Source organism: Candidatus Neptunochlamydia vexilliferae, assembly GCF_015356785.1.
Classification (GTDB): Bacteria; Chlamydiota; Chlamydiia; order Chlamydiales; family Simkaniaceae; genus Neptunichlamydia; species Neptunichlamydia vexilliferae.
Genome location: NZ_JAAEJV010000040.1, coordinates 1 through 18,266 on the forward strand (window position 1 = coordinate 1; position 18,266 = coordinate 18,266).

Genomic DNA, 18,266 nt, shown 5'->3' on the forward strand with positions numbered 1-18,266 from the left:
GAACCCTAGATTCATCTCACTGTAGAGATGGTCTCTTCTCTTTGAGAGACAACTTGTTGTGACAGCTTCTTGTCACAATGCGAAAAGGTGAACAAGGCCGATGTAGAGGCTTCTCTCGGCAATTGCAAAAAGGTTGGAAGGGTCTTTTTTGGTGAGTTCCTCCCCAATGTCGACAGCAATGACAACTTCAGCGCCATATTTTTTAGCAATATTGACAGGGATCGGGTTGACCACTCCTCCATCAACGAGGTAACGGCCAAGATAGTAGACAGGATTAAATACTCCCGGAGCCGCTGAAGAGGCATGGATAGCAGGAATAATCGGCCCTCTTCCGAGCTCAATAAGCTCACCTGTTGCAAGATCGGCTGCAACGGCAATAAAGGGAATTTTCAGCTGATGAAATTGAAAGGCTTCTAAATGTTTTTCAAGGAATGTTTCCAGCATGGTTCCTTTGGTCAGCCCGAAGCGGGAAAAGGAAATATCCATAAGGTCTGAGCGCTTTAGGTCAATAAGAAGTTCTTCAAGACGGACAACGCTAGGGTGGTCGGCATAGAGGGAGCCAATGATTGCTCCGGAGCTGCAACCAATGATCAGATCGGGGTGGATCCCAGCTTGCTCTAGCTCCTGCAGCACCCCAATATGGGCGATCCCCTTCGAACCGCCTCCTCCAAGAACAAGAGCCACTTTGACCGGCTTTTTGACCCCTTGAAATTGGGGAATGGGTTCAGGCTTTGCCTGGGAGAGCTTGAGCGATGTACACCCAACGCAAAAGAGGGTTAAAATAAATAAGACATATCCCATGAGGGTAAATGTAGCATAAATCAATGAATTTAGACAGTGGCTGTTTCTCTTGAAAGAAAATGTTGAAGACCTGTGTGGCGCGTCTTCACGTTGTCGGTTTTGACCGCAATCGCCAAGGCTTTTTTGGTTCCCAGGAGGACGACGAGTTTTTTCCCTCGGGTGATCCCGGTGTAGAGAAGGTTGCGGAACAGGAGCTTAAAGTGAGAGGTGTGGACCGGGATGATCACGCAGGGGCACTCGCTCCCTTGATATTTGTGGATCGAGACGGCATAGGCAAGCATCAGTTCGTCGATGTCATAAAAGTCATAGATGACCTCTTTCCCATCGAAGTTAACGGTGAGCTCCTGAGCTTCTAGATCGATGGAAGTAATTCGCCCCACATCTCCATTAAAGACTTTTTTATCATAGTTATTCCGGGTTTGCATCACCTTATCATGGAGATTAAAGTGGCGTCCCATCCGGGTCAGGTGGAGCGATTGGGGGTTGAGGCGCTGTTGAAGGGCATGGTTGAGGTTATCGGTCCCGATTACCCCCCGCTTCATGGGGGAGAGGACCTGGATATCATCGATCGGATTGAAGGGGAATTTTTCGGGGATGTGGTGCTCGATCAGGTCGATGATTTTTGCCAAAATCTCTTCGGGGGACTCGGCATCGAAGAAGATAAAGTCGCTCCCTTTTTCGTGCTCGGTTTCGGGGAAGTAGCCAGCATTGATCCGGTGGGCATTGGCGACGATGCGGGACCCCTTTCCTTGACGGAAGATCCACTTAAGGCGGGTGACAGGAAGGGTCTCGGAAAAGATCATATCTTTTAAAACGTTGCCTGGACCCACACTGGGAAGCTGGTCGATATCTCCAATAAAAATGACCCGGGTATCGTCGGGAATAGCCTTGAGCAGATTGTACATCAGGAGGGTATCGATCATACTGGCTTCGTCGATGATGAGGAGGCGGGCAGAGAGGGGGTTGTCTCGATTCCGCTTAAAGCCCCCTTCGTGAAAATCAAACTCCAGCAAGCTATGGATCGTAAAGGCTTTTTTTCCGGTGATCTCGGTCATCCGCTTTGCAGCCCGTCCTGTGGGGGCGGCGAGGGTAATCTTGTCGGTCACCTTCGAGGTGATGGAAAGGATGGCGCGGGTAATGGTGCTCTTCCCTGTTCCTGGCCCTCCAGTGATGATATGGATTTTTTCCTCTAGGCTTTTGGCAATGGCCACCTTTTGCTCTTTAGCAAAGCGGATCCGGTGTTTTTCCTCTGCCCACCCGACCGCCTTTTCAACAAGGACGGGGCGGATTTTGCAAGGAGCTTCTTGGAGTCTTTTGAGCTCGCGGGTGACCCCCCATTCGGCATTGTAGAGGGGGCGGACCCAAATGTAGTCCTCACCCTTGAGCTTTTCTTGCATGATGTGCCCTTCCAGCTCAAGGGCGGTGAGCTGCTCGGCGATCAGAGGTCCTTCTATTTCAAGGATCGCCTCTGCTTCTGGGATAAAGCTCTCTTTGGGGTAGCAGACATGGCCGCTGCTACTCAGCTCCCAGAGGACATATTCGATCCCCGCCTTGATCCGGATGGGGGAGTCTTTGGCAATTCCGAGATTTTGGGCAAGCTCATCGGCCGTTTTAAAGCCGACTCCACGGATCTCTCTGGCAAGGGTGTAGGGGTTGTTTTTAACTGTATCGATACTTTCTTCGCCGTAGCGCTTAAAAATCTTTTGGGCAAAGGAGGGACGGACCCGGTGCGATTGTAAAAAGATCATCACATTGCGGACCGATTTTTGTTCGCTCCAACACTGGGCAATCTTCTCCACCCGCTTGGCGCCGAGACCCTCCACCTCGGCGAGGCGGTGGGTCTCTTTATCGATCACTTCAAGGGTTTTAACGCCGAAGGTATCGACGATCCGCTTGGCATAGACGGGGCCTACCCCCTTGACCATTCCCGATTCCAGATATTTTTGGATGCCAATCACATCGACAGGAGCGGTGAGTTCATACTGCTGCACCTCAAACTGCCGCCCATGCTTTGCATGGTGCTTCCACACCCCTTGGCAATGGAGGGTTTCTCCAGGATTGACTCCTGGCATCGTTCCCACCACTGTGATAGGCTCCTGGTGCTTGGGCGCTTTTAAACGGGCAACGGTAAACCCCGTTTCTTCACTTGCAAAGACGATGGTGTCGATAAAGCCGTTCAACTGATCCATAGGAAGTCATCTTACCGCAAACATCTCCATTTGAACACAAAATTCTTTGTACACCTTGAATAAAAACCTTCTTCTAGGTAAGATTAATTCTTATTCCGGATTAGCTCAGCGGTAGAGCAGTAGACTGTTAATCTATTGGTCGCTGGTTCGAATCCAGCATCCGGAGATCAGCCCCTCGTTCGAGGGGCTTTTTTATTATCTTAAACTGTATCGAGTGTTTTTTCCTTTACCGATACGCTTGACCAATCCTTGATCGATCAAGCAATGTAAAACTTTAAAGGTCGTATTTTTGGAAAGACCTAAGTGATCAATCATCTCATGAATAGTAAGGGTTAACTTTACTTTGAACAAATCCATCAATATTTCTTCGTCAGGCTTTCCCCTATTTTTTACGATCTTAAATTCAAATTTCACCTTGACGTAATCCCCGTCTTCAGAAAAAGTTGGTGGAACAATTTTTGAAGCACGGCAGCTATCAAAAATCAACTTAATCCCTGAACCTAACTTTTCAATAATCCCCATCTTATGAGCCATTCTGCCGAGGATCGGATTTCTTAAATGTGTTATTCCTTCACCTAAGTTATTGATATTGACATGTCCTGGAAAATTGCCAGGACTAAAAATTTCTAAATGATCATCATAAAGAGCAATTTTTGTTGCCCCATGGATAGTATATTTCCGATGTACAACAGCATTTGTTATAGCTTCTCTAAGAGCTGGCGCTGGAACTAATGAATGCGCTTTCATTCTGGCACCTTCAAGAACATAGTTTCGTTTTATCCAACTGCTAACTAAATTAAAGCTTACTTCAATTTGCTTTGCTATGGAGCCGGAGATTTCTTCAGTTTGTATAATCTCTCTTCCGTTTTTCCCTGAAAAACGGGTGCAAATTACATGTGCTTCAGGTAAGTATTTATTGGGGTTCTCAGAAAAAAGTAATATTCCTGCAACAGTTGGATAGAAAACTTCGGCATTGCCACAAGATCTTCCAATTACTTTATCTTCTAAAAGGGCTTCTTTAGATTTCTTCTTATAATAGTCTTTTAATAATGAATCTGATAAAACTTTCAAATCTTCTTGAACTACCTGCTCATCAAATGAGAGACGTCGATTTTCTCTCATTAACTCTGAAATATACTCTGGATTAGCGGAGCGAGTTGACGAGCCAATACGTATATAAACACCTTTTGGGATCCCTTTGCTACGCAAAAAACATGGTTTTTTTAAAGCAGGGGGTATTTCAATGATCAATACCTCCTTGTTCCCAATTCGTTGTTCATAAATCTGTGGAATTAGGTTTGGGCTGGTTGAATCGTAAAGGCTATTAGGAAAATCATCGTATATTTTATCCCTGAGATTATCGGTGATCCCTAGAATTTCTCTAGTCTGGTCATCAACACCAATAATAATTTTACCTCCAATTCCATTGGCAAATGCCACAGATGTTTTAATAATCGCTTCAAATCGCTGCACTGTTGATTTGAATTCAATAACTTTTGATTCTCTCTCCTGAAAAAATAGCTTCATTGATTAGCGCCTCTATTCGTACCAACTTATTTAAATCATACCAAATCGTCCCATTTATGTAAAATTCGGATTAATTCATTTTCTGAGCTTACAGCCGACTCTCCCTATGGAGGGGCTGCGGGGGAGTCCTGCTACTATAAACACCGGACAGAAGAGCCTTTTAAGCGATATATTGTTAATGACTTAGGGTAAAATGAGTTATAGGATCTTGCTCTATAACTCATTTTTGTGCTAAATGTGAGTTATAGAAAGGAGGTCTATCACTCATGCCTTGGAACTGGGAATTGCCTGACTGGCCCCAATTCTCTTTTGATTCTGATGCTATACGGGAAGCTGAGAAGGAATTTCTTTTAAATATCGGTAGCGCCTCAGGTTTTTTGAAAAGCCTTGGAGAAGAAGATTGTAATCGATTTATCGTTGAGATTTTGAGTTTAGAAGGATTAGAAAGCTCTCGAATTGAAGGGGAAATTCTTGATCGAGCGAGTTTGCAATCGTCGATTAAGCACCATTTCGGATTAGATGGTAAGAAAATAAAAGATGGGTATAAGGAGGCTCGAGTGGCAGAGCTTTTAGTTAATGTTTATGAGACGTTTGAGGCTCCACTGACCCATGAGATGCTTTGGAAGTGGCATGGGACGCTATTTGATGGGAAAACTTTGATTCATGACCTGGGAAAATATCGGACCCATAGTGCGCCCATGCAAATTATTTCTGCTCGTAATTGGGTTCCCAAGGTTTTTTTCGAAGCGCCCCCTTCAGCTCAAGTTTTTGATGAAATGGAAGCCTTTATTGATTGGTTTAATCATTCTCGAGAAACAGAATCGATTTTAGGGAGAGCTGCGGTTGCTCATATTTATTTTGAAAGTATTCACCCATTTGAAGATGGTAACGGAAGGATTGGACGTCTTCTCATTGAAAAGGTGTTTTCTCAAGGAGTCGGGCGATCTGTCTTAATTGCAATTTCTAAAGTTTTTGAAAGGGGAAGAAAAGACTATTATCTTGAGCTAGGGAAATGTAATGAAAGCTTAGAGGTGCAAGATTGGGTAGAGTTCTTTTCTAAGTCGGCTTTATTGGCACAAAAAGAATCGGTCGATCTTCTTTATTTTCTTATTGAAAAGGCTAAGATGCTCATAGCCCTTTCAGAGAAAATCAATGCACGACAAGAAAAGGTTCTTTTAAGGATGTTTGCAGAAGGCCCCATGGGCTTTAAAGGGGGACTGAGCGCTGAAAACTATATTGCAATTACTCAAGTCTCTAGAGCTACTGCTACACGGGATTTAGCTGATTTGGTTCAGAAAGGAGCTTTAGTAAAAACTGGGGAACTTCGCCATACCCGGTACTTTCTGAATATTTCGCCTCGGGATTAACCTCCATTTTTTTCCTTCCAATTAATTCGCTTGGTCTATATAACTTTTTAGTTATATAAAGCGGATTTTTAATTTATTAATACTTTTTTGCACGGGAAGTTTATTTAGCGCACAGACGTTGATGGTCGACCCCTATTTTTCTCCCTATGCGGGATCGTCGGATTTGACCTTGGCTCAAGAATCTCTGATTTGGAGCGTAGATGCGATGGCCTCTAAGGGAGGGAAGCAAGGTACGACAGCTAGGGTATGGAGACGGGGCTTAGCGCAGTTTCTTTTTTGGTATAATGTCAATATGGTAGTGGCGGTGACTCAGCATGAGGTTTTTGGCCATGGCTACCGCTTAAGAGAGCTGGGGGTGAGACCAAAGGGATACATGGTCAGCCCTTGGGGAGGATGGACCTCATTTAACGTAGGCCCTTCCTTTCGTGTGGGGAATCTTCAAGCAATGGTTGTTGCCGGTCTTGAAGCGGGAGGAATTCTAGCGCGCGATTTGAAAGTGCAGTGGATCGGGCAGGGAGAAATCGATGGACGACTCAGTACCACCTATACACAAGCGGCGCAGTCTCTTTTTTGGTACACCTTAATCACTCATAGAGTACGCCTTAAAGGGGATGAGGCTTCTGATGGAAATGATATTGAAGCCTACCTGAAACTTCATCAAAATATCGACGCGGATACCCCTTCCTTTAGGGAGGAGAGGAAGCGTCGCTCCTTTTTTGTTTAAGTTTTTTCTTATTTTTTGGTACATTGGGGGTTGCTCTACGAGAGTCTGCCATATTCCAGCAATGGGGTAGTCGCTTAATAGGAGATGTGATTCTGTCTCTCGTATCGCCGTCCACTAAGTTTGGTAAGTGTGCTCCCACTGACGTCAACAGGCGAAACGGCCTTAGGGAACAGAGCAAAGACCCTAGTTTAAGGCTAAGGTAGCAGTGATTAGAAAATCTCGGTTTGTCCATATGGTTTTCTCTCTAGTTGCAAGCTTCTTCCTTTAGGAAGGAGTAGTTGACAATGCTTCTTATAGAGACCATCAGCTTACAACCGGCAAGCTCACGCGGTGGTCGATCTTTAATTGGCTCGACCCCATGACCTTTTATGCCTACTACGCTTTTTACTATTACATCGCTATGGGAAAACCATGGGCCTTCCCGATGATTTCTCTAGTGGAAGACCTCAAGTAACTTCCCAATGTGCGGATCGCTTATGCCCCTTATGCTCCTGAAGCTTATTTTGAAAACTTCTTCTCGGTTGGTGGAAAGCTCCTCTACTTTTACTTTAAAGGGGGAATGCGCAGTTTTGGTGCGGGTTTTGGCTATGACCACTTCTTTTCAGGAAAAAGGGGAAGTATCGGTTTCCGCTTGGATGGATGGAACCAAAATGTCTTTGTCTCTTCGGCAACGGTAGGGGAGCTTGAGAGAGAAGAAGATGTTTTCCGCCCTGTCCTCAATAAAAGAAGGTGGGGAGCAGCTCTATTGACGAGAAGCACCTTGAGTATTTTTTCCCATCTGGCCCTTTTTACCGAAATTGGGGGTAAAACCTCAGACTATCTTCCTGGTTATGGGCTGGATAAAGAGATCGGAGGGCGCGTTGGCTTAACATTTAGTAGGAATTCGCTTCGACAAAAAATAGAGGATAAAGATAAGCTGAATGTAGAATAATAATGGAGTTTCTAAATGAAAAAAATTTGTCTTTCTTTAGGTTTAGCCTCTGCCCTGCTTTTGACAGGGTGCGCCTCTTATCAATCTAACTCTCTTTCTGCCCTTGATCCTACCTATGTGAGGAACTATCCAGAAATTGATGGGGTGATGATTGGGTGTAAAGCCTACACGAAAGATGAATGTTACCGCTATCTAGACCGTGATGTCTTAGCAAAAGGGTATCAGCCGATTCAGCTGACCTTCCAAAACACCACCGATAAACACTACATTTTTTCCACGAATGAGATCAGCATTCCATGCGCTAGTCCTGAAGAGGTTGCCGATAGTGTCCATACCTCTACGGCCGGGCGTGTTGTTGGATACACCCTCATAGGGATGCTTATTCCAGCGGTTGTCGATGGCGTTAAGTCTTCGAATGCCAACGCTGCTCTCGATAGAGATTTCTATGCAAAAGCAAGAGAGCATTTTATCATTCCTCCCAAGGCTTTTGTGAAGACGCTCATCTTTGTTCCAAAAGCGCAGTTTGCACCGATCTTTGATATCAGCCTTCTCGAAGAGGAAACAGGTCAACATAAAACGATAGGTCTTTCAGTTGTCCGTTAGTGACTAGACACTAATGAGCAAGAGGCGTTTCCCAGTAGGGGTGGGAAAGGTCTTTTTCATAGGACCCCGTCTCTTCATTATAGATCCAGGGAGGGTTGATGTTGGGGCCATACTTGGCCTGAATAAAGCGGGCTGTTTGGTTGGGAACTGGTACTGCAATCCCATCAAAGTTCCCCCGCTTTAAGGGGAAAACCACGTCGAAAGGGATCGGTGAAGTTTGTCTGCGCTCCCGCTCTTTCCAATCGTTTGCCATGAAGGGGCTATTTTCATGGGCAACGATATATTGAACCGTTTTATTTTCGATGTCGATATCGTTGTGGTAGATGTCGATATGGTTCCGACTTTCTTTGATATAGACCCGAATGTAGGTCTCAGCTCTTCCGCGGTCGGACCAATCTTGCGCGACATATTTTTTTCGATTGAGCCGCCTGAGTGCATGTCTCACATTTTGAAAATCATCAATAAGGACGGCAATGTCAATGTCATTGTCCCAGGGTAGGATCCCCTCATAGCGGAAGGTGCCAATGCAAGTGCCGCAGTCGATCCAAAAGGGGATGTTTGCTTCGGTAAGAAGGGTAACGATTTCCTTAAGGGCCTCCTTGTCAGGAAGGAGAACATTTTCGTCACCGGGCCGCCTTTTATATCCTTGGGAAATCAGTTTTTCTCCTTCTCTCCAGTCATTAATCGGGATCCCAATTGAGCAGTAATAGTCGTTTTTAGAGGAGATTTTTTTGGATCGAAGCTCTTTTTTAAGCATTTTATGGCGAAAGGCCACTTCAGGGGATAAAAGGGCGACCTTTTTACAGGCTGCACCCAAGATAAGCCCAGGGGTAAAAAAGGTGAGGGCGATCGGAGAATAAATTTTCTTCCCTGTCTCATACTGAAACCGTTGCTTGACCCTAAATTCCTCCCCATCATAGGAGACCGTTCTTCCTTCACAAAGGTAGTGGGCAGGCATCAGGAAAACGTTTGCCATTTTTTCCAGTCCCCGCGCCTCTTCAAAGGAGGTATTGATCCAAGGACTTTCACAGAAAATGTGGTAATAACCGACGAGGGACATCCCAAAGTGGATCAAAGCGGCAGTTACTCCAGGGAAGACCTTACAGATCTTTGGAAAGGCATCGATAATCGTCATGCCTCTCCTATTTAACCTATTACCAATTTTTAGTACAGGGTTTACAAAGCATGGTGTCTTCTGTATGACCCCGGAGTGCTACCTAATGCCAAATGAGGGGGTTTTCGATTTTTTTTTAGCTTCAAGGGGGCATTTTGCCCCTCTGAACCTGGAGGAAAAGAAAAATTCAAGCGTTTGACAGTAGGTAGCGCTCCGGGGTATGAGGAAGGAAAAGGAGAATTTTATGGAGTTGCTCAAAGGTCAAAAAGCATTAGTCACAGGATCTAGCTCAGGGATTGGAAAGGGGGTGGCGATCGCTCTTGCCAAAGCGGGAGCCGATGTGATGATCAACTACGCAGGGTCGAAAGATAAAGCAGATGCTGTTGCTGAAGAGGTCTCGAAGTTTGGAGGAAAGGTTCTTGTTGCAAAGGCAGATGTTTCCAATGAAGAAGAGGTGCAGGCGATGTTTCAGCTTCTCATCAAAGAGTGGGGGACGGTCGATATCCTGGTCAACAATGCAGGCCTTCAGCAAGACTCTCCCTTTGTCGATATGACCCTTGAAAAATGGAACAAGGTGATCGGGATTAATCTCACGGGGCAATTTCTTTGCGCCCGAGAAGCGATCCGCGAATTTTTACGTCGCGGCGTTGTCAAAGAGGTCTCGTGCGCCGCGGGAAAGATCATCTGTATGAGCTCGGTTCATGAGATGATTCCTTGGGCTGGGCATGCTAACTATGCCGCCTCCAAGGGGGGAATTATGATGCTGATGAAAAGTATGGCTCAAGAGCATGCTCCCAAAAAGATCCGGATCAATAGTATCTGTCCTGGGGCGATCCGAACTCCCATCAATAAAGAGGCCTGGGAGACCCCTGAAGCACTCAACGAGCTCATGAATGTCGTTCCCTACAAGCGGATCGGAGAGATCGAAGATATCGGCAATGCCGCAGTGTGGCTTGCTTCAGACCTTTCTGATTATATCAATGGGACGAGTCTTTTTGTCGATGGGGGGATGACCCTTTTCCCGGGCTTTACCACAAATGGTTAGTCGGGGTTGTTATAAGGATGGGGGTCCTTTTTCTTGAATCAACTTCCTTAGAAAGGGGTAGAGAAAAAAGAGGATCACCCCTGCTAAGCAAGCACCCCAGCCAAGGAGGTTGAAGGTATCAGAGAAGGAGGGATTTGTTTGAAGAGGATCAAGAAGCTCTTTTTGTTTGAAACTCATCTGGGAGAAGTGGTTGGCAAGCGTCGCCGCTACCCCGACGATCATGAGCCAAGTCCCCATCATCACTCCCTGGAGCTTTGAGGGGACAAGCTGTCCAATCATGGCAAAACCAATGGGAGAGATGAGGATTTCTCCGACGCTTTGAAAGATGTAACTCACCGCCACCCAGGAAAAAGAAGAAATTCCCTTAGCGGTTGCAAAGTGAATTCCGAGAGGGAGGATCGCAAACCCTATCCCGATCAAAATTAGAGCCAAGGCGAATTGGACAGGGATCCGGATGATATGTCCTTTAGCGCGGAGCTTTTTAGAGATATGAGCAAGGAGGGGACCTCCGATAATGATGATGATTGTATTGATATTCATGAACCACTGAGGGGGAACCTCAAACCCTAAGATATGACGGTCGACATTATGGAGGATAAAGAGGGTCAGCCCCATTGGAGTCATCTGGTAGAGAGTCCAAAAAATGAGAGAGGCAAGGGCTAGGACCATAAAGGCCCAGAGTTTTTTTCGCGCTTCTTTCACCCGCTCTTGGAAAGTGATGCCGCAGATCACAAGGAGCATCAAGGCTCCTGCAATCAAGATAAACTCGTTGCTAAAGTGGGAGTGGTTTAGGAGCCATCGGAGAGCAAAAGCAAGGGCAATAATGAAACCCATTCCAATCAGTCCGAGTCGAAATTTTTTACTTTTTGCCGCATAGCTGAGGTGGGTTCCAACATCTTTAAGGACACTCCATCCCGCAAGAGCAATCAAGAAGGTGACTAGATTACTCCCAGCTGCAAATACAAAGAGGAGGGGGTAATTTTGATGAAGTTGTAATAGCCCGCTGAGGGTAAACCCGATCAAAAAACCGATATTCATCCCGCTGTAGTTCCAAAGAAAAGCGGTCTCCCGATTTTTATCATGGGGCTCGAAAAGTTGGGTGACCATACAGTTGATACAGGTGACATTCAGGCCACACCCTGTTAGAAAAATCGCCAGCCCCCAATAGAGAGACTCTAGACTCATCAAAGCTAAAACGAAACACCCAAGGGTTTGAATGATCATCCCTGTGGCAAACAAAAGGCGGTAGCTTAAAAAGCGCCCCCCAATATAGCCCCCTAAAAGGTGGAGGAAAAAGTTAAAAGCAACGAATGAGCCTGTGATGGCAATCGCAGTGCTGGCACTTAAGCTTAGCCCCTTCGTGGCATAGAGAACAAGAGTGGAGTAGAGGACGCTAAAGCTTAAGGTGGAAAAGATTTGGATAAAAAAGAGGGTCCGTGTCCCCCGCTTTTGCTGCTGGTTCAAGCTCATAAGAACGGAAGGACTCCTTTAATCACAGTTGCTGGGGCTTCAATAATCGCTTTTAGCCCTTGTTGAATGAAGATCGAGTGCATCATTTTCTGCATGATGATCTCTGAAATCTCTTGAGTTGGGATTCCCTTGTCGGAGGTGACATCATCAAACTCAAGACGCTCAATGGGGGAGAGTTTATGAAGCCTTCCATCGGAAAGGATCAAATCGATCTGGATATTGGTAAAGATGAGCCTTTTGATGATCGCTTCTCGCTGCACAGAGAAAAAGCTTTTGTGGTCTTGCCCCATATTTTTCAAGAGGGTCTGCCAATTTCCCTTGGTTTGATCTTTTATATAGAGCTGGATATTGACATAGACATCGCTCATCGTAATTTTGTCGATGATGATTGGGTTCCAGAAATATTGGCGGTAGGGGGCTTCGATATCGATCGTCTCTACTTTCATCGCTGTGGGAAGGCGGGCTTCTTTTGGATTTGCAATCCGAAGCTTTTCAATGGCAAAACATCCGCTATGGAAGGTGATATCTTCGGTGGTGACGGTCGTCTGCGTTTTGTGGCCGATCAGCTCGGCTAAAATGAGACTTGCATTGGCATAGGCGATGTAGGTCATCGATGCGATGATTAGGAGGACAGCGACAAAAATAGCAAGAAGTCTCTTCATACTTTTATCGATAATGGATCTAGGGATAAAAAAAAAGCACTTCCCGAAGGAAGTGCTTTTTAGAGAAGGCTTAGTAGCCCATGCCGCCTGGCATTGCAGGGGCAGGAGCTGCAGCTCCTTCCTCTTTCGGCTCATCGGTGATGATCGCCTCTGTGGTGAGAAGAAGCGATGCGATCGATGCTGCAAGCTCGATCGTGAGGCGGGTGACCTTTGTCGGGTCAATCACTCCCATCTCAACGAGGTTGCCATACTCATCAGTTAGAGCATTCCATCCCTCATTGGTTTTCATTCCCATCACTTTTTGAACGACGATCGAACCCTCTTCGCCCGCATTCTCAGCGATTTGGCGTAAAGGATGGGTGATCGCTTTCATGATGATTTCAGCGCCCACTTTGGTACATCCTGACATCCCTTCTGAAAGTTTTTTCAGGATAGGGATACAGTGGATAAAGGCGCTTCCTCCACCAGGGAGGATGCCCTCTTCAACCGCGGCTTTTGTTGCCTGAAGGGCATCATCAACGCGGTCTTTTTTCTCTTTCATCTCCACTTCCGTGGCAGCACCGACGCGGATGATTCCTACGCCGCCAGAGAGTTTTGCGAGGCGCTCTTCGAGCTTTTCCCGGTCATAATCAGAGGTGCTCTCTTCGATCTGCCGCTTAATAAGGGCGATCTGTTTTTCGATCTCCTCTTTCTTTCCTGCTCCTTCAACAAGGGTGGTGTCCTCTTTTTTGACGACCACTTTCTTGACAGTTCCCAGCATGTCGAGGGTCACATTTTCAAGCTTCATCCCTAGGTCTTCGCTGATGTACTGGCCACCAGTTAGAACAGCGATGTCTTGAAGGACAGCTTTGCGACGATCGCCGAAGCCAGGAGCTTTTACAGCGCATACCTTTAGGCCAGCGCGGAGTCTATTAACAACGAGTGTTGCAAGGGCTTCTCCTTCGATATCTTCAGCGATGATGATCAGTGGGCGGCCACTTTCAGCAACGGCTTGAAGGACAGGAAGGAAGTCTTTCATCGCAGAGATTTTTTTCTCGTAGATGAGGACAAAGGGGTTTTCATAAACCGCTTCTTGGGTTTCTGGGTTGGTGACGAAGTAAGCGGAGAGGTAACCTCGGTCGAAGTTCATCCCTTCAACGACGTCAAGCGTTGTTTCGAACCCTTTTCCTTCTTCGACGGTCACCGTTCCATCTTTACCCACACGTTCCATTGCCTTTGCAATGGTTTCACCGATTTCAGCGTCGTTATTGGCAGAAATGGTGGCGACTTGAGCGATTTCTTTTCGATCTTCGATCTTTTTGCTCATTTTTTTGAGCTCGCCGGTCAAGGTTTTGACCGCTTCTTCGATTCCACGCTTGAGCTCCATCGGGTTCGATCCGGCAACGACGTTGCGCAAGCCCTCAGAGTAGATCGCTTCAGCAAGGACGGTCGCTGTCGTAGTTCCATCCCCTGCCTTGTCGGCAGTTTTGCTGGCCACTTCGATGACCATCTGAGCGCCCATGTTCTCGTGCTTATCTTCGAGTTCGATCTCCTTAGCGACGGTTACACCATCTTTCGTGACATGAGGAGCGCCAAACGACTTATCAATCGCAACGTTGCGCCCTTTAGGGCCGAGGGTAACTTTTACTGCAGAGGCTAAAGCTTTGACCCCTTTTTGGATCTTGCCCCTTGCATCTTCTCTAAACTTAATATCTTTAGGTGCCATAATGTTTCTTCTCCTTCTTATTCAACAATTGCAATCAGGTCATCGGCGCGTAGCACGATAAATTCTTCATCTTCAACGGTCACTTCCTGTCCGGAGTACTTATCCATGAGGACTGTATCGCCTACTTTGACGGGGATAGGGTGCTCTTTTCCTTTTCCGACGGCAACGACCTCGGCCATTTCTTGTTTTTTCTTAGCGCTATCGGGGAGGATGATCCCTCCTTTGAGGGTTTCTTCTTGTTCTAGGCGTTGAACAAGGATGCGATCCCCGAGGGGTCTAAGAGAGACTTTTTTTTGAGTTTCCATTTAAAATTCTCCTTTTACTGGTCTTGTAGTGCCCAGCATAGCGGGAGAAAGCATTTTTTGCAATAGAATTTAGCACTTTTTCCTTTGAGCTGCTAATAGCGCCTAGTGGACAGCTCACGGCACGGCTTTTCTCCGCCTGCGGCTTCGAAGCCATGTCGGTTCGCTGGGGAAGAAAAAAAAGAAAAACTCTCCTGCGAAGGGACAGCCCAGAGCCGTTAGGTTGGAAAGGGCTGCCCGGAGCAGTCCGCGGTTTCAAGGCGGACCTGTAAAATTGGCATGAAGGAGGGGCTTGTCTAGGGCTTCGCCCAGCCCCCCGACTGAAGGTCCGATTTGACTGTTCGCTTGAAACTCAACTGGGGCAGCGGGGGGTGCAACCTCCGTCGGATCTATATATGGATCCTTGGAGTTTTCAGCTGGTTTAAAGCAGGGTTTTTACCTAGAACAAACCACCACAACCATTTTTATTTGCTTGGGAAAAGGGAATCATGTAGCTTAACACTTTAACAAGGAGATATTATGGCAAAGGAAAGAACCGAAGTTCAAAACGAAGATACCTGGGATGTCGCTTCCCTTTATTCCAACCTGGACGCTTGGGAAAAGGAGTTCAAGGAGCTCACCAAAAATAAATCGGAAAAAGGTTCTTGGCCACAGATTGCCGAATATCAAGGAAAGATCAGAGAGGACGGAGCAAAGCTGGCCTCCCTTTTACAGGAAACCTTTAATGTAGAGCGGAAGCTTTATGAACTCTACACCTATGCCCACCTCCGCCACGATGAGGATGTCGCCCATGAACTCCATAAAGATGCCTATGACCGGATCTCTCTTCTCTATTATGACTTTCAAAGCGAAACGGCTTGGATCCAGCCAGCGATTCTCCAACTCCCCAAAGAGACTTTGGAGTCTTACCTAAAAGAGGATGCTTTGAAGGAGTATAAGGTCTATCTTGAAAAGATTTCTGCTTTAAAACCCTACACCCTTTCTGCTGATAAGGAGCAGCTCCTATCCCTTGCTGGAAAGGCTCTCGAAACCCCACAAAAAGCGTTTGGGGTTTTCAACAATGCCGACCTGCAGTTTGGGACGATCCAAAATGAAAAAGGGGAGGAAAGAGAGCTCACCCATGGAACCTATAGCCTTTACCTTCAGTCGAAAGACCGGACACTAAGGAAAAATGCAGCCCTCCACCTTCACCAAAAGTATGGGCAGTTTGAAAATACGGTTTCAGAGCTGATCAATGGACAAGTGCAACGCCATATTTTCCAAGCCAAAGCGCGGAACTACCCTTCAGCTCTCCATGCAGCGCTCACCCCCCACCAAATCAGCACCGATGTCTACCACAACCTGGTCGAAACGGTTCGGAAAAACCTTTCGACCTTGCATCGTTATGTATCTCTTCGAAAAAAACTCCTCGGTTACGACAAGCTCCATTTTTATGACCTCTATGTCTCTTTAATGCCCCAGTTTGAAAAGAGCTACACCTATGAAGAGGCGGTTCAGCTCACTTTGGATGCGGTTCATCCTTTAGGAGAGGAATATCATAGGATCCTGGAGAAGGGACTCGGTAAGGAGCGGTGGGTGGACCGGTATGAAAATGCCCGCAAGCGGTCGGGTGCCTACTCAAGTGGGTGCTACGATAGCGTTCCCTATATCCTTTTGAACTTCCATGGGACGTTGCGTGATGTGATGACCTTGGCTCATGAGGCAGGGCATAGCGTTCACTCCTACTGTAGCAATAAAGGGCAGCCCTACCACTATGCAAATTATCCGATTTTTGTAGCGGAAGTTGCTTCTACCTTTAATGAGGAGCTCCTCTTCCGCCACCTGATGGAAAAGGCAACAAGCCCCCAGGAACGGTGTTACCTCCTTAACCAAAAGATCGATGACGTCCGCTCCACCCTTTTCCGCCAAACCCAGTTCGCTGAGTTTGAGCTTACCCTTCACAGCTTGGCAGAAAAAGGGATCCCTCTGACCGCAACGACCCTTAAAAATAGTTACCGGAAACTCAACCAGGAGTACTACGGCCCCGATCTTTATATCGATCCTGAAATCGATGTGGAGTACCTTCGGATCCCTCACTTCTACTATAACTTCTATGTGTACCAATATGCAACGGGAATTAGCGCTGCCTATGCCCTTGTTGAAAAACTGATGAAAGAAGGGGAGTCTGCCCAAAAAGATTACCTCAAATTTCTCTCTTCAGGATCCTCCCGCTACCCCGTTGAACTGTTAGAAATTGCTGGGGTGAATATGAAAGAAAGTGGACCGGTGCAAGTGCTCATCGATCGGTTCGCAACCTTAGTTGATGAGTTTGAAAAGGAATTTTCTTCTTGCTGAAAAAATCAAAGGAAAGGTATCCCATATAATTTATGGGTGCAAATGAAAAAGAAAAAGGCTCCTTTGTCGTCTTGAATGACAAAGGGCTCCATACCCGACCCGCAACAGAGCTTGTCCGTTGTGCGCAAACCTTTAAAGCGCAGGTCTTTCTTGCCTATCGAGGGCTCAATGTGAATGCCAAGTCACTTCTTGGGATTCTCATGCTTGCGGCAACCCGCGGTGCAAAAATCGATATCGAAGCCGAAGGGGTCGATGCTAAGTCTGCCGTTGAGGCTCTGATCTCTCTTTCCCGCAATCGCTTTAATTTTAAGTTTTAGATGGCCTTATGAGTTTAGATGTGTCATAGCCTTGATTCTTGGCTATTTCTATGAGCTTTTCATACTGTTCTTCAGAAATCGCTGGGGTGCGCGCTAAAAACCAGAGGTAAGTATAAGAGGGCTCGCCAACCATTGCAACTGAGTAGTCAGGGTCGACATAGAGGATCCAGTAGTTGCCGCTAAACCACCGAAAATAGCGCGCCAGCGGCGCAAAGCTCACCTTCAGCTTTGCAGGGGAATTTTTATCGGGAAGCCAAGCAACCCCTTTTGCTGTTGATATCCCTTTTTTAGTCGGACACTGGTTGACCACGCGGATCATCTCTTCGTTAATCAGAGAATACTCAGCAGTTGCGGCTCCCGTGCATTTTTTCTGAAACCAGTTTGGAATTAGAGCAATTTCATGCCATTTTCCTAAATAACGGTCGAGATCGACATGTTCCATCGGAGTAAGAGCACATAGAGTTTGCATAACGATAAAAAATAAAAACACTTTCCTCACCCTCTTAACTTAAAATAACTTTTCTTTTTTAACAACCACAGGGAGCACAGAGAACACGGAGATCTAGTGCTCTGTCAACCCTAAAAATAGGGATATCTTGATTTATCTTTTCCGGCCTTGTTCACCTTTACAGGTAAAAAGTTTGCACATTTATCGGTGGTATATGTAAGAAAGATACGTCGGGGGCAAGCCCCCGCTGCCCCCTTGAGCTTCAATCTGGCAAGCCAAACCGATCTTCCTCGGGGGGCCGTGCAAAGCACTGTTCCACCCCTCGTTCAGATCAATTTTGCAGAGCCATCTTGAAGCCGTGGACACTTCACGACGCAGCTTTTCTTCGCCTTCGGCTCTGAAGCTGCGTAGGTTCAGTGTTTTTTTTTGTTAAGCTGAAAGTCAAACCAAAGCGAATATGGTAAGTGGCTAAAAAACTGAAAAAAGGAGACTTACTGCTTGGTAAAAGATGAGCGAGGTTTTCTAAAAAAAAACCTTTCCAGCGAACTGACATGGCTTCGGAGCCGAAGGCGAAGAAAAACCATGCGGTGAGCTGTCCGCGGCTTCAAAATGGCTCTGCAAAATCGCCCCGCACGAGGGGTGGAACAGTGCTTTGCACGGCCCCCCGAGAAGGGGCGATTTGGCTTGCCAGATTGAAGCTCAAGGGGGCAGCGGGGGGCTTGCCCCC

Annotated in this window: 16 protein-coding genes and 1 tRNA gene; 8 read left to right on the forward strand and 9 right to left on the reverse strand. The window is 46.5% G+C overall.

Annotated elements, in window-relative coordinates; all coding sequences use genetic code 11:
• Positions 1–72: 72 nt before the first annotated feature.
• Together NEPTK9_RS06795 and recD2 are read right to left on the reverse strand one after the other, a co-directional pair.
• Positions 73–801, reverse strand: coding sequence for a patatin-like phospholipase family protein (locus tag NEPTK9_RS06795; RefSeq protein ID WP_194848082.1), 729 nt, complete (start codon positions 799–801; stop codon positions 73–75).
• 29 nt (positions 802–830) lie between these two features.
• Positions 831–2,990 carry an SF1B family DNA helicase RecD2 gene (recD2, locus tag NEPTK9_RS06800; protein ID WP_194848083.1) on the reverse strand — a complete coding sequence of 720 codons (2,160 nt, stop codon included), beginning with the start codon at positions 2,988–2,990 and terminating at the stop codon, positions 831–833.
• Positions 2,991–3,084: 94 nt separating this feature from the next.
• On the opposite strand from recD2, the gene NEPTK9_RS06805 reads away from it, so the two are divergent.
• Positions 3,085–3,156 (forward strand) — tRNA-Asn (locus tag NEPTK9_RS06805).
• Between the two features lie 29 nt (positions 3,157–3,185).
• Here NEPTK9_RS06805 and NEPTK9_RS06810 read toward each other — a convergent pair.
• Positions 3,186–4,517 (reverse strand): RNA-binding domain-containing protein, encoded by a 1,332-nt coding sequence (locus tag NEPTK9_RS06810; protein ID WP_194848084.1) that lies wholly within the window; start codon positions 4,515–4,517, stop codon positions 3,186–3,188.
• A gap of 266 nt (positions 4,518–4,783) precedes the next feature.
• Here NEPTK9_RS06810 and NEPTK9_RS06815 point away from each other — a divergent pair, with 266 nt between their 5' ends.
• The 4 genes from NEPTK9_RS06815 to NEPTK9_RS06830 all read left to right on the forward strand — a co-directional run bounded on the left by NEPTK9_RS06815 (position 4,784) and on the right by NEPTK9_RS06830 (position 8,142).
• Complete coding sequence (locus NEPTK9_RS06815) at positions 4,784–5,884, forward strand: Fic family protein (protein ID WP_194848085.1); 1,101 nt, start codon at positions 4,784–4,786, stop codon at positions 5,882–5,884.
• A gap of 169 nt (positions 5,885–6,053) precedes the next feature.
• Positions 6,054–6,608, forward strand: coding sequence for a hypothetical protein (locus NEPTK9_RS06820; RefSeq protein ID WP_194848086.1), 555 nt, complete (start codon positions 6,054–6,056; stop codon positions 6,606–6,608).
• 463 nt (positions 6,609–7,071) lie between these two features.
• Entirely contained in the window at positions 7,072–7,539 is a 468-nt protein-coding gene (locus NEPTK9_RS06825; protein ID WP_194848087.1) for a hypothetical protein, read from the forward strand.
• Positions 7,540–7,554: 15 nt separating this feature from the next.
• On the forward strand, positions 7,555–8,142 hold the full coding sequence (locus NEPTK9_RS06830) for a hypothetical protein (protein ID WP_194848088.1): 588 nt from the start codon (positions 7,555–7,557) through the stop codon (positions 8,140–8,142).
• A gap of 10 nt (positions 8,143–8,152) precedes the next feature.
• On the opposite strand, the gene NEPTK9_RS06835 is transcribed toward NEPTK9_RS06830, so the two are convergent.
• Positions 8,153–9,277 (reverse strand): LicD family protein, encoded by a 1,125-nt coding sequence (locus NEPTK9_RS06835; RefSeq protein ID WP_194848089.1) that lies wholly within the window; start codon positions 9,275–9,277, stop codon positions 8,153–8,155.
• Between the two features lie 223 nt (positions 9,278–9,500).
• On the opposite strand from NEPTK9_RS06835, the gene NEPTK9_RS06840 reads away from it, so the two are divergent.
• Positions 9,501–10,301: an SDR family oxidoreductase gene (locus tag NEPTK9_RS06840; protein WP_194848090.1), complete on the forward strand. Its 801-nt coding sequence runs from the start codon at positions 9,501–9,503 to the stop codon at positions 10,299–10,301.
• Positions 10,302–10,310: 9 nt separating this feature from the next.
• Here the strand turns inward: NEPTK9_RS06840 and NEPTK9_RS06845 are convergent, their stop codons facing one another.
• The 4 genes from NEPTK9_RS06845 to NEPTK9_RS06860 all read right to left on the reverse strand — a co-directional run bounded on the left by NEPTK9_RS06845 (position 10,311) and on the right by NEPTK9_RS06860 (position 14,443).
• On the reverse strand, positions 10,311–11,771 hold the full coding sequence (locus NEPTK9_RS06845; RefSeq protein WP_194848091.1) for a peptide MFS transporter: 1,461 nt from the start codon (positions 11,769–11,771) through the stop codon (positions 10,311–10,313).
• Positions 11,768–12,433, reverse strand: coding sequence for an AsmA family protein (locus NEPTK9_RS06850; RefSeq protein ID WP_194848092.1), 666 nt, complete (start codon positions 12,431–12,433; stop codon positions 11,768–11,770). Before NEPTK9_RS06850 ends, NEPTK9_RS06845 begins: the two co-directional genes overlap by 4 nt.
• A gap of 70 nt (positions 12,434–12,503) precedes the next feature.
• On the reverse strand, positions 12,504–14,138 hold the full coding sequence (groL, locus tag NEPTK9_RS06855) for a chaperonin GroEL (protein WP_194848093.1): 1,635 nt from the start codon (positions 14,136–14,138) through the stop codon (positions 12,504–12,506).
• A 17-nt stretch (positions 14,139–14,155) separates the two neighbouring features.
• The gene (locus tag NEPTK9_RS06860) at positions 14,156–14,443 is read right to left on the reverse strand and encodes a co-chaperone GroES (RefSeq protein ID WP_194848094.1); all 288 of its coding nucleotides are present in this window, start codon (positions 14,441–14,443) and stop codon (positions 14,156–14,158) included.
• A gap of 516 nt (positions 14,444–14,959) precedes the next feature.
• Here NEPTK9_RS06860 and pepF point away from each other — a divergent pair.
• Positions 14,960–16,774 carry an oligoendopeptidase F gene (gene pepF / locus NEPTK9_RS06865; protein WP_194848095.1) on the forward strand — a complete coding sequence of 605 codons (1,815 nt, stop codon included), beginning with the start codon at positions 14,960–14,962 and terminating at the stop codon, positions 16,772–16,774.
• Positions 16,775–16,806: 32 nt separating this feature from the next.
• Positions 16,807–17,091: an HPr family phosphocarrier protein gene (locus tag NEPTK9_RS06870; RefSeq protein ID WP_194848096.1), complete on the forward strand. Its 285-nt coding sequence runs from the start codon at positions 16,807–16,809 to the stop codon at positions 17,089–17,091.
• On the opposite strand, the gene NEPTK9_RS06875 is transcribed toward NEPTK9_RS06870, so the two are convergent.
• Positions 17,081–17,581 carry a lipocalin family protein gene (locus NEPTK9_RS06875; protein WP_194848097.1) on the reverse strand — a complete coding sequence of 167 codons (501 nt, stop codon included), beginning with the start codon at positions 17,579–17,581 and terminating at the stop codon, positions 17,081–17,083. The two genes, NEPTK9_RS06870 and NEPTK9_RS06875, sit on opposite strands and share 11 nt — an antisense overlap.
• Between the last annotated feature and the right edge of the window lie 685 nt (positions 17,582–18,266).

What these genes read in the sequence shown, in the direction of transcription:
- NEPTK9_RS06795 (WP_194848082.1), bottom strand. Translation starts at nt 801, where the DNA reads ATGGGATATGTCTTATTTATTTTAACCCTCTTTTGCGTTGGGTGTACA.
- recD2 (WP_194848083.1), bottom strand. Translation starts at nt 2,990, where the DNA reads ATGGATCAGTTGAACGGCTTTATCGACACCATCGTCTTTGCAAGTGAA.
- NEPTK9_RS06810 (WP_194848084.1), bottom strand. Translation starts at nt 4,517, where the DNA reads ATGAAGCTATTTTTTCAGGAGAGAGAATCAAAAGTTATTGAATTCAAA.
- NEPTK9_RS06815 (WP_194848085.1), top strand. Translation starts at nt 4,784, where the DNA reads ATGCCTTGGAACTGGGAATTGCCTGACTGGCCCCAATTCTCTTTTGAT.
- NEPTK9_RS06830 (WP_194848088.1), top strand. Translation starts at nt 7,555, where the DNA reads ATGAAAAAAATTTGTCTTTCTTTAGGTTTAGCCTCTGCCCTGCTTTTG.
- NEPTK9_RS06835 (WP_194848089.1), bottom strand. Translation starts at nt 9,277, where the DNA reads ATGACGATTATCGATGCCTTTCCAAAGATCTGTAAGGTCTTCCCTGGA.
- NEPTK9_RS06840 (WP_194848090.1), top strand. Translation starts at nt 9,501, where the DNA reads ATGGAGTTGCTCAAAGGTCAAAAAGCATTAGTCACAGGATCTAGCTCA.
- NEPTK9_RS06845 (WP_194848091.1), bottom strand. Translation starts at nt 11,771, where the DNA reads ATGAGCTTGAACCAGCAGCAAAAGCGGGGGACACGGACCCTCTTTTTT.
- NEPTK9_RS06850 (WP_194848092.1), bottom strand. Translation starts at nt 12,433, where the DNA reads ATGAAGAGACTTCTTGCTATTTTTGTCGCTGTCCTCCTAATCATCGCA.
- groL (WP_194848093.1), bottom strand. Translation starts at nt 14,138, where the DNA reads ATGGCACCTAAAGATATTAAGTTTAGAGAAGATGCAAGGGGCAAGATC.
- NEPTK9_RS06860 (WP_194848094.1), bottom strand. Translation starts at nt 14,443, where the DNA reads ATGGAAACTCAAAAAAAAGTCTCTCTTAGACCCCTCGGGGATCGCATC.
- pepF (WP_194848095.1), top strand. Translation starts at nt 14,960, where the DNA reads ATGGCAAAGGAAAGAACCGAAGTTCAAAACGAAGATACCTGGGATGTC.
- NEPTK9_RS06870 (WP_194848096.1), top strand. Translation starts at nt 16,807, where the DNA reads ATGGGTGCAAATGAAAAAGAAAAAGGCTCCTTTGTCGTCTTGAATGAC.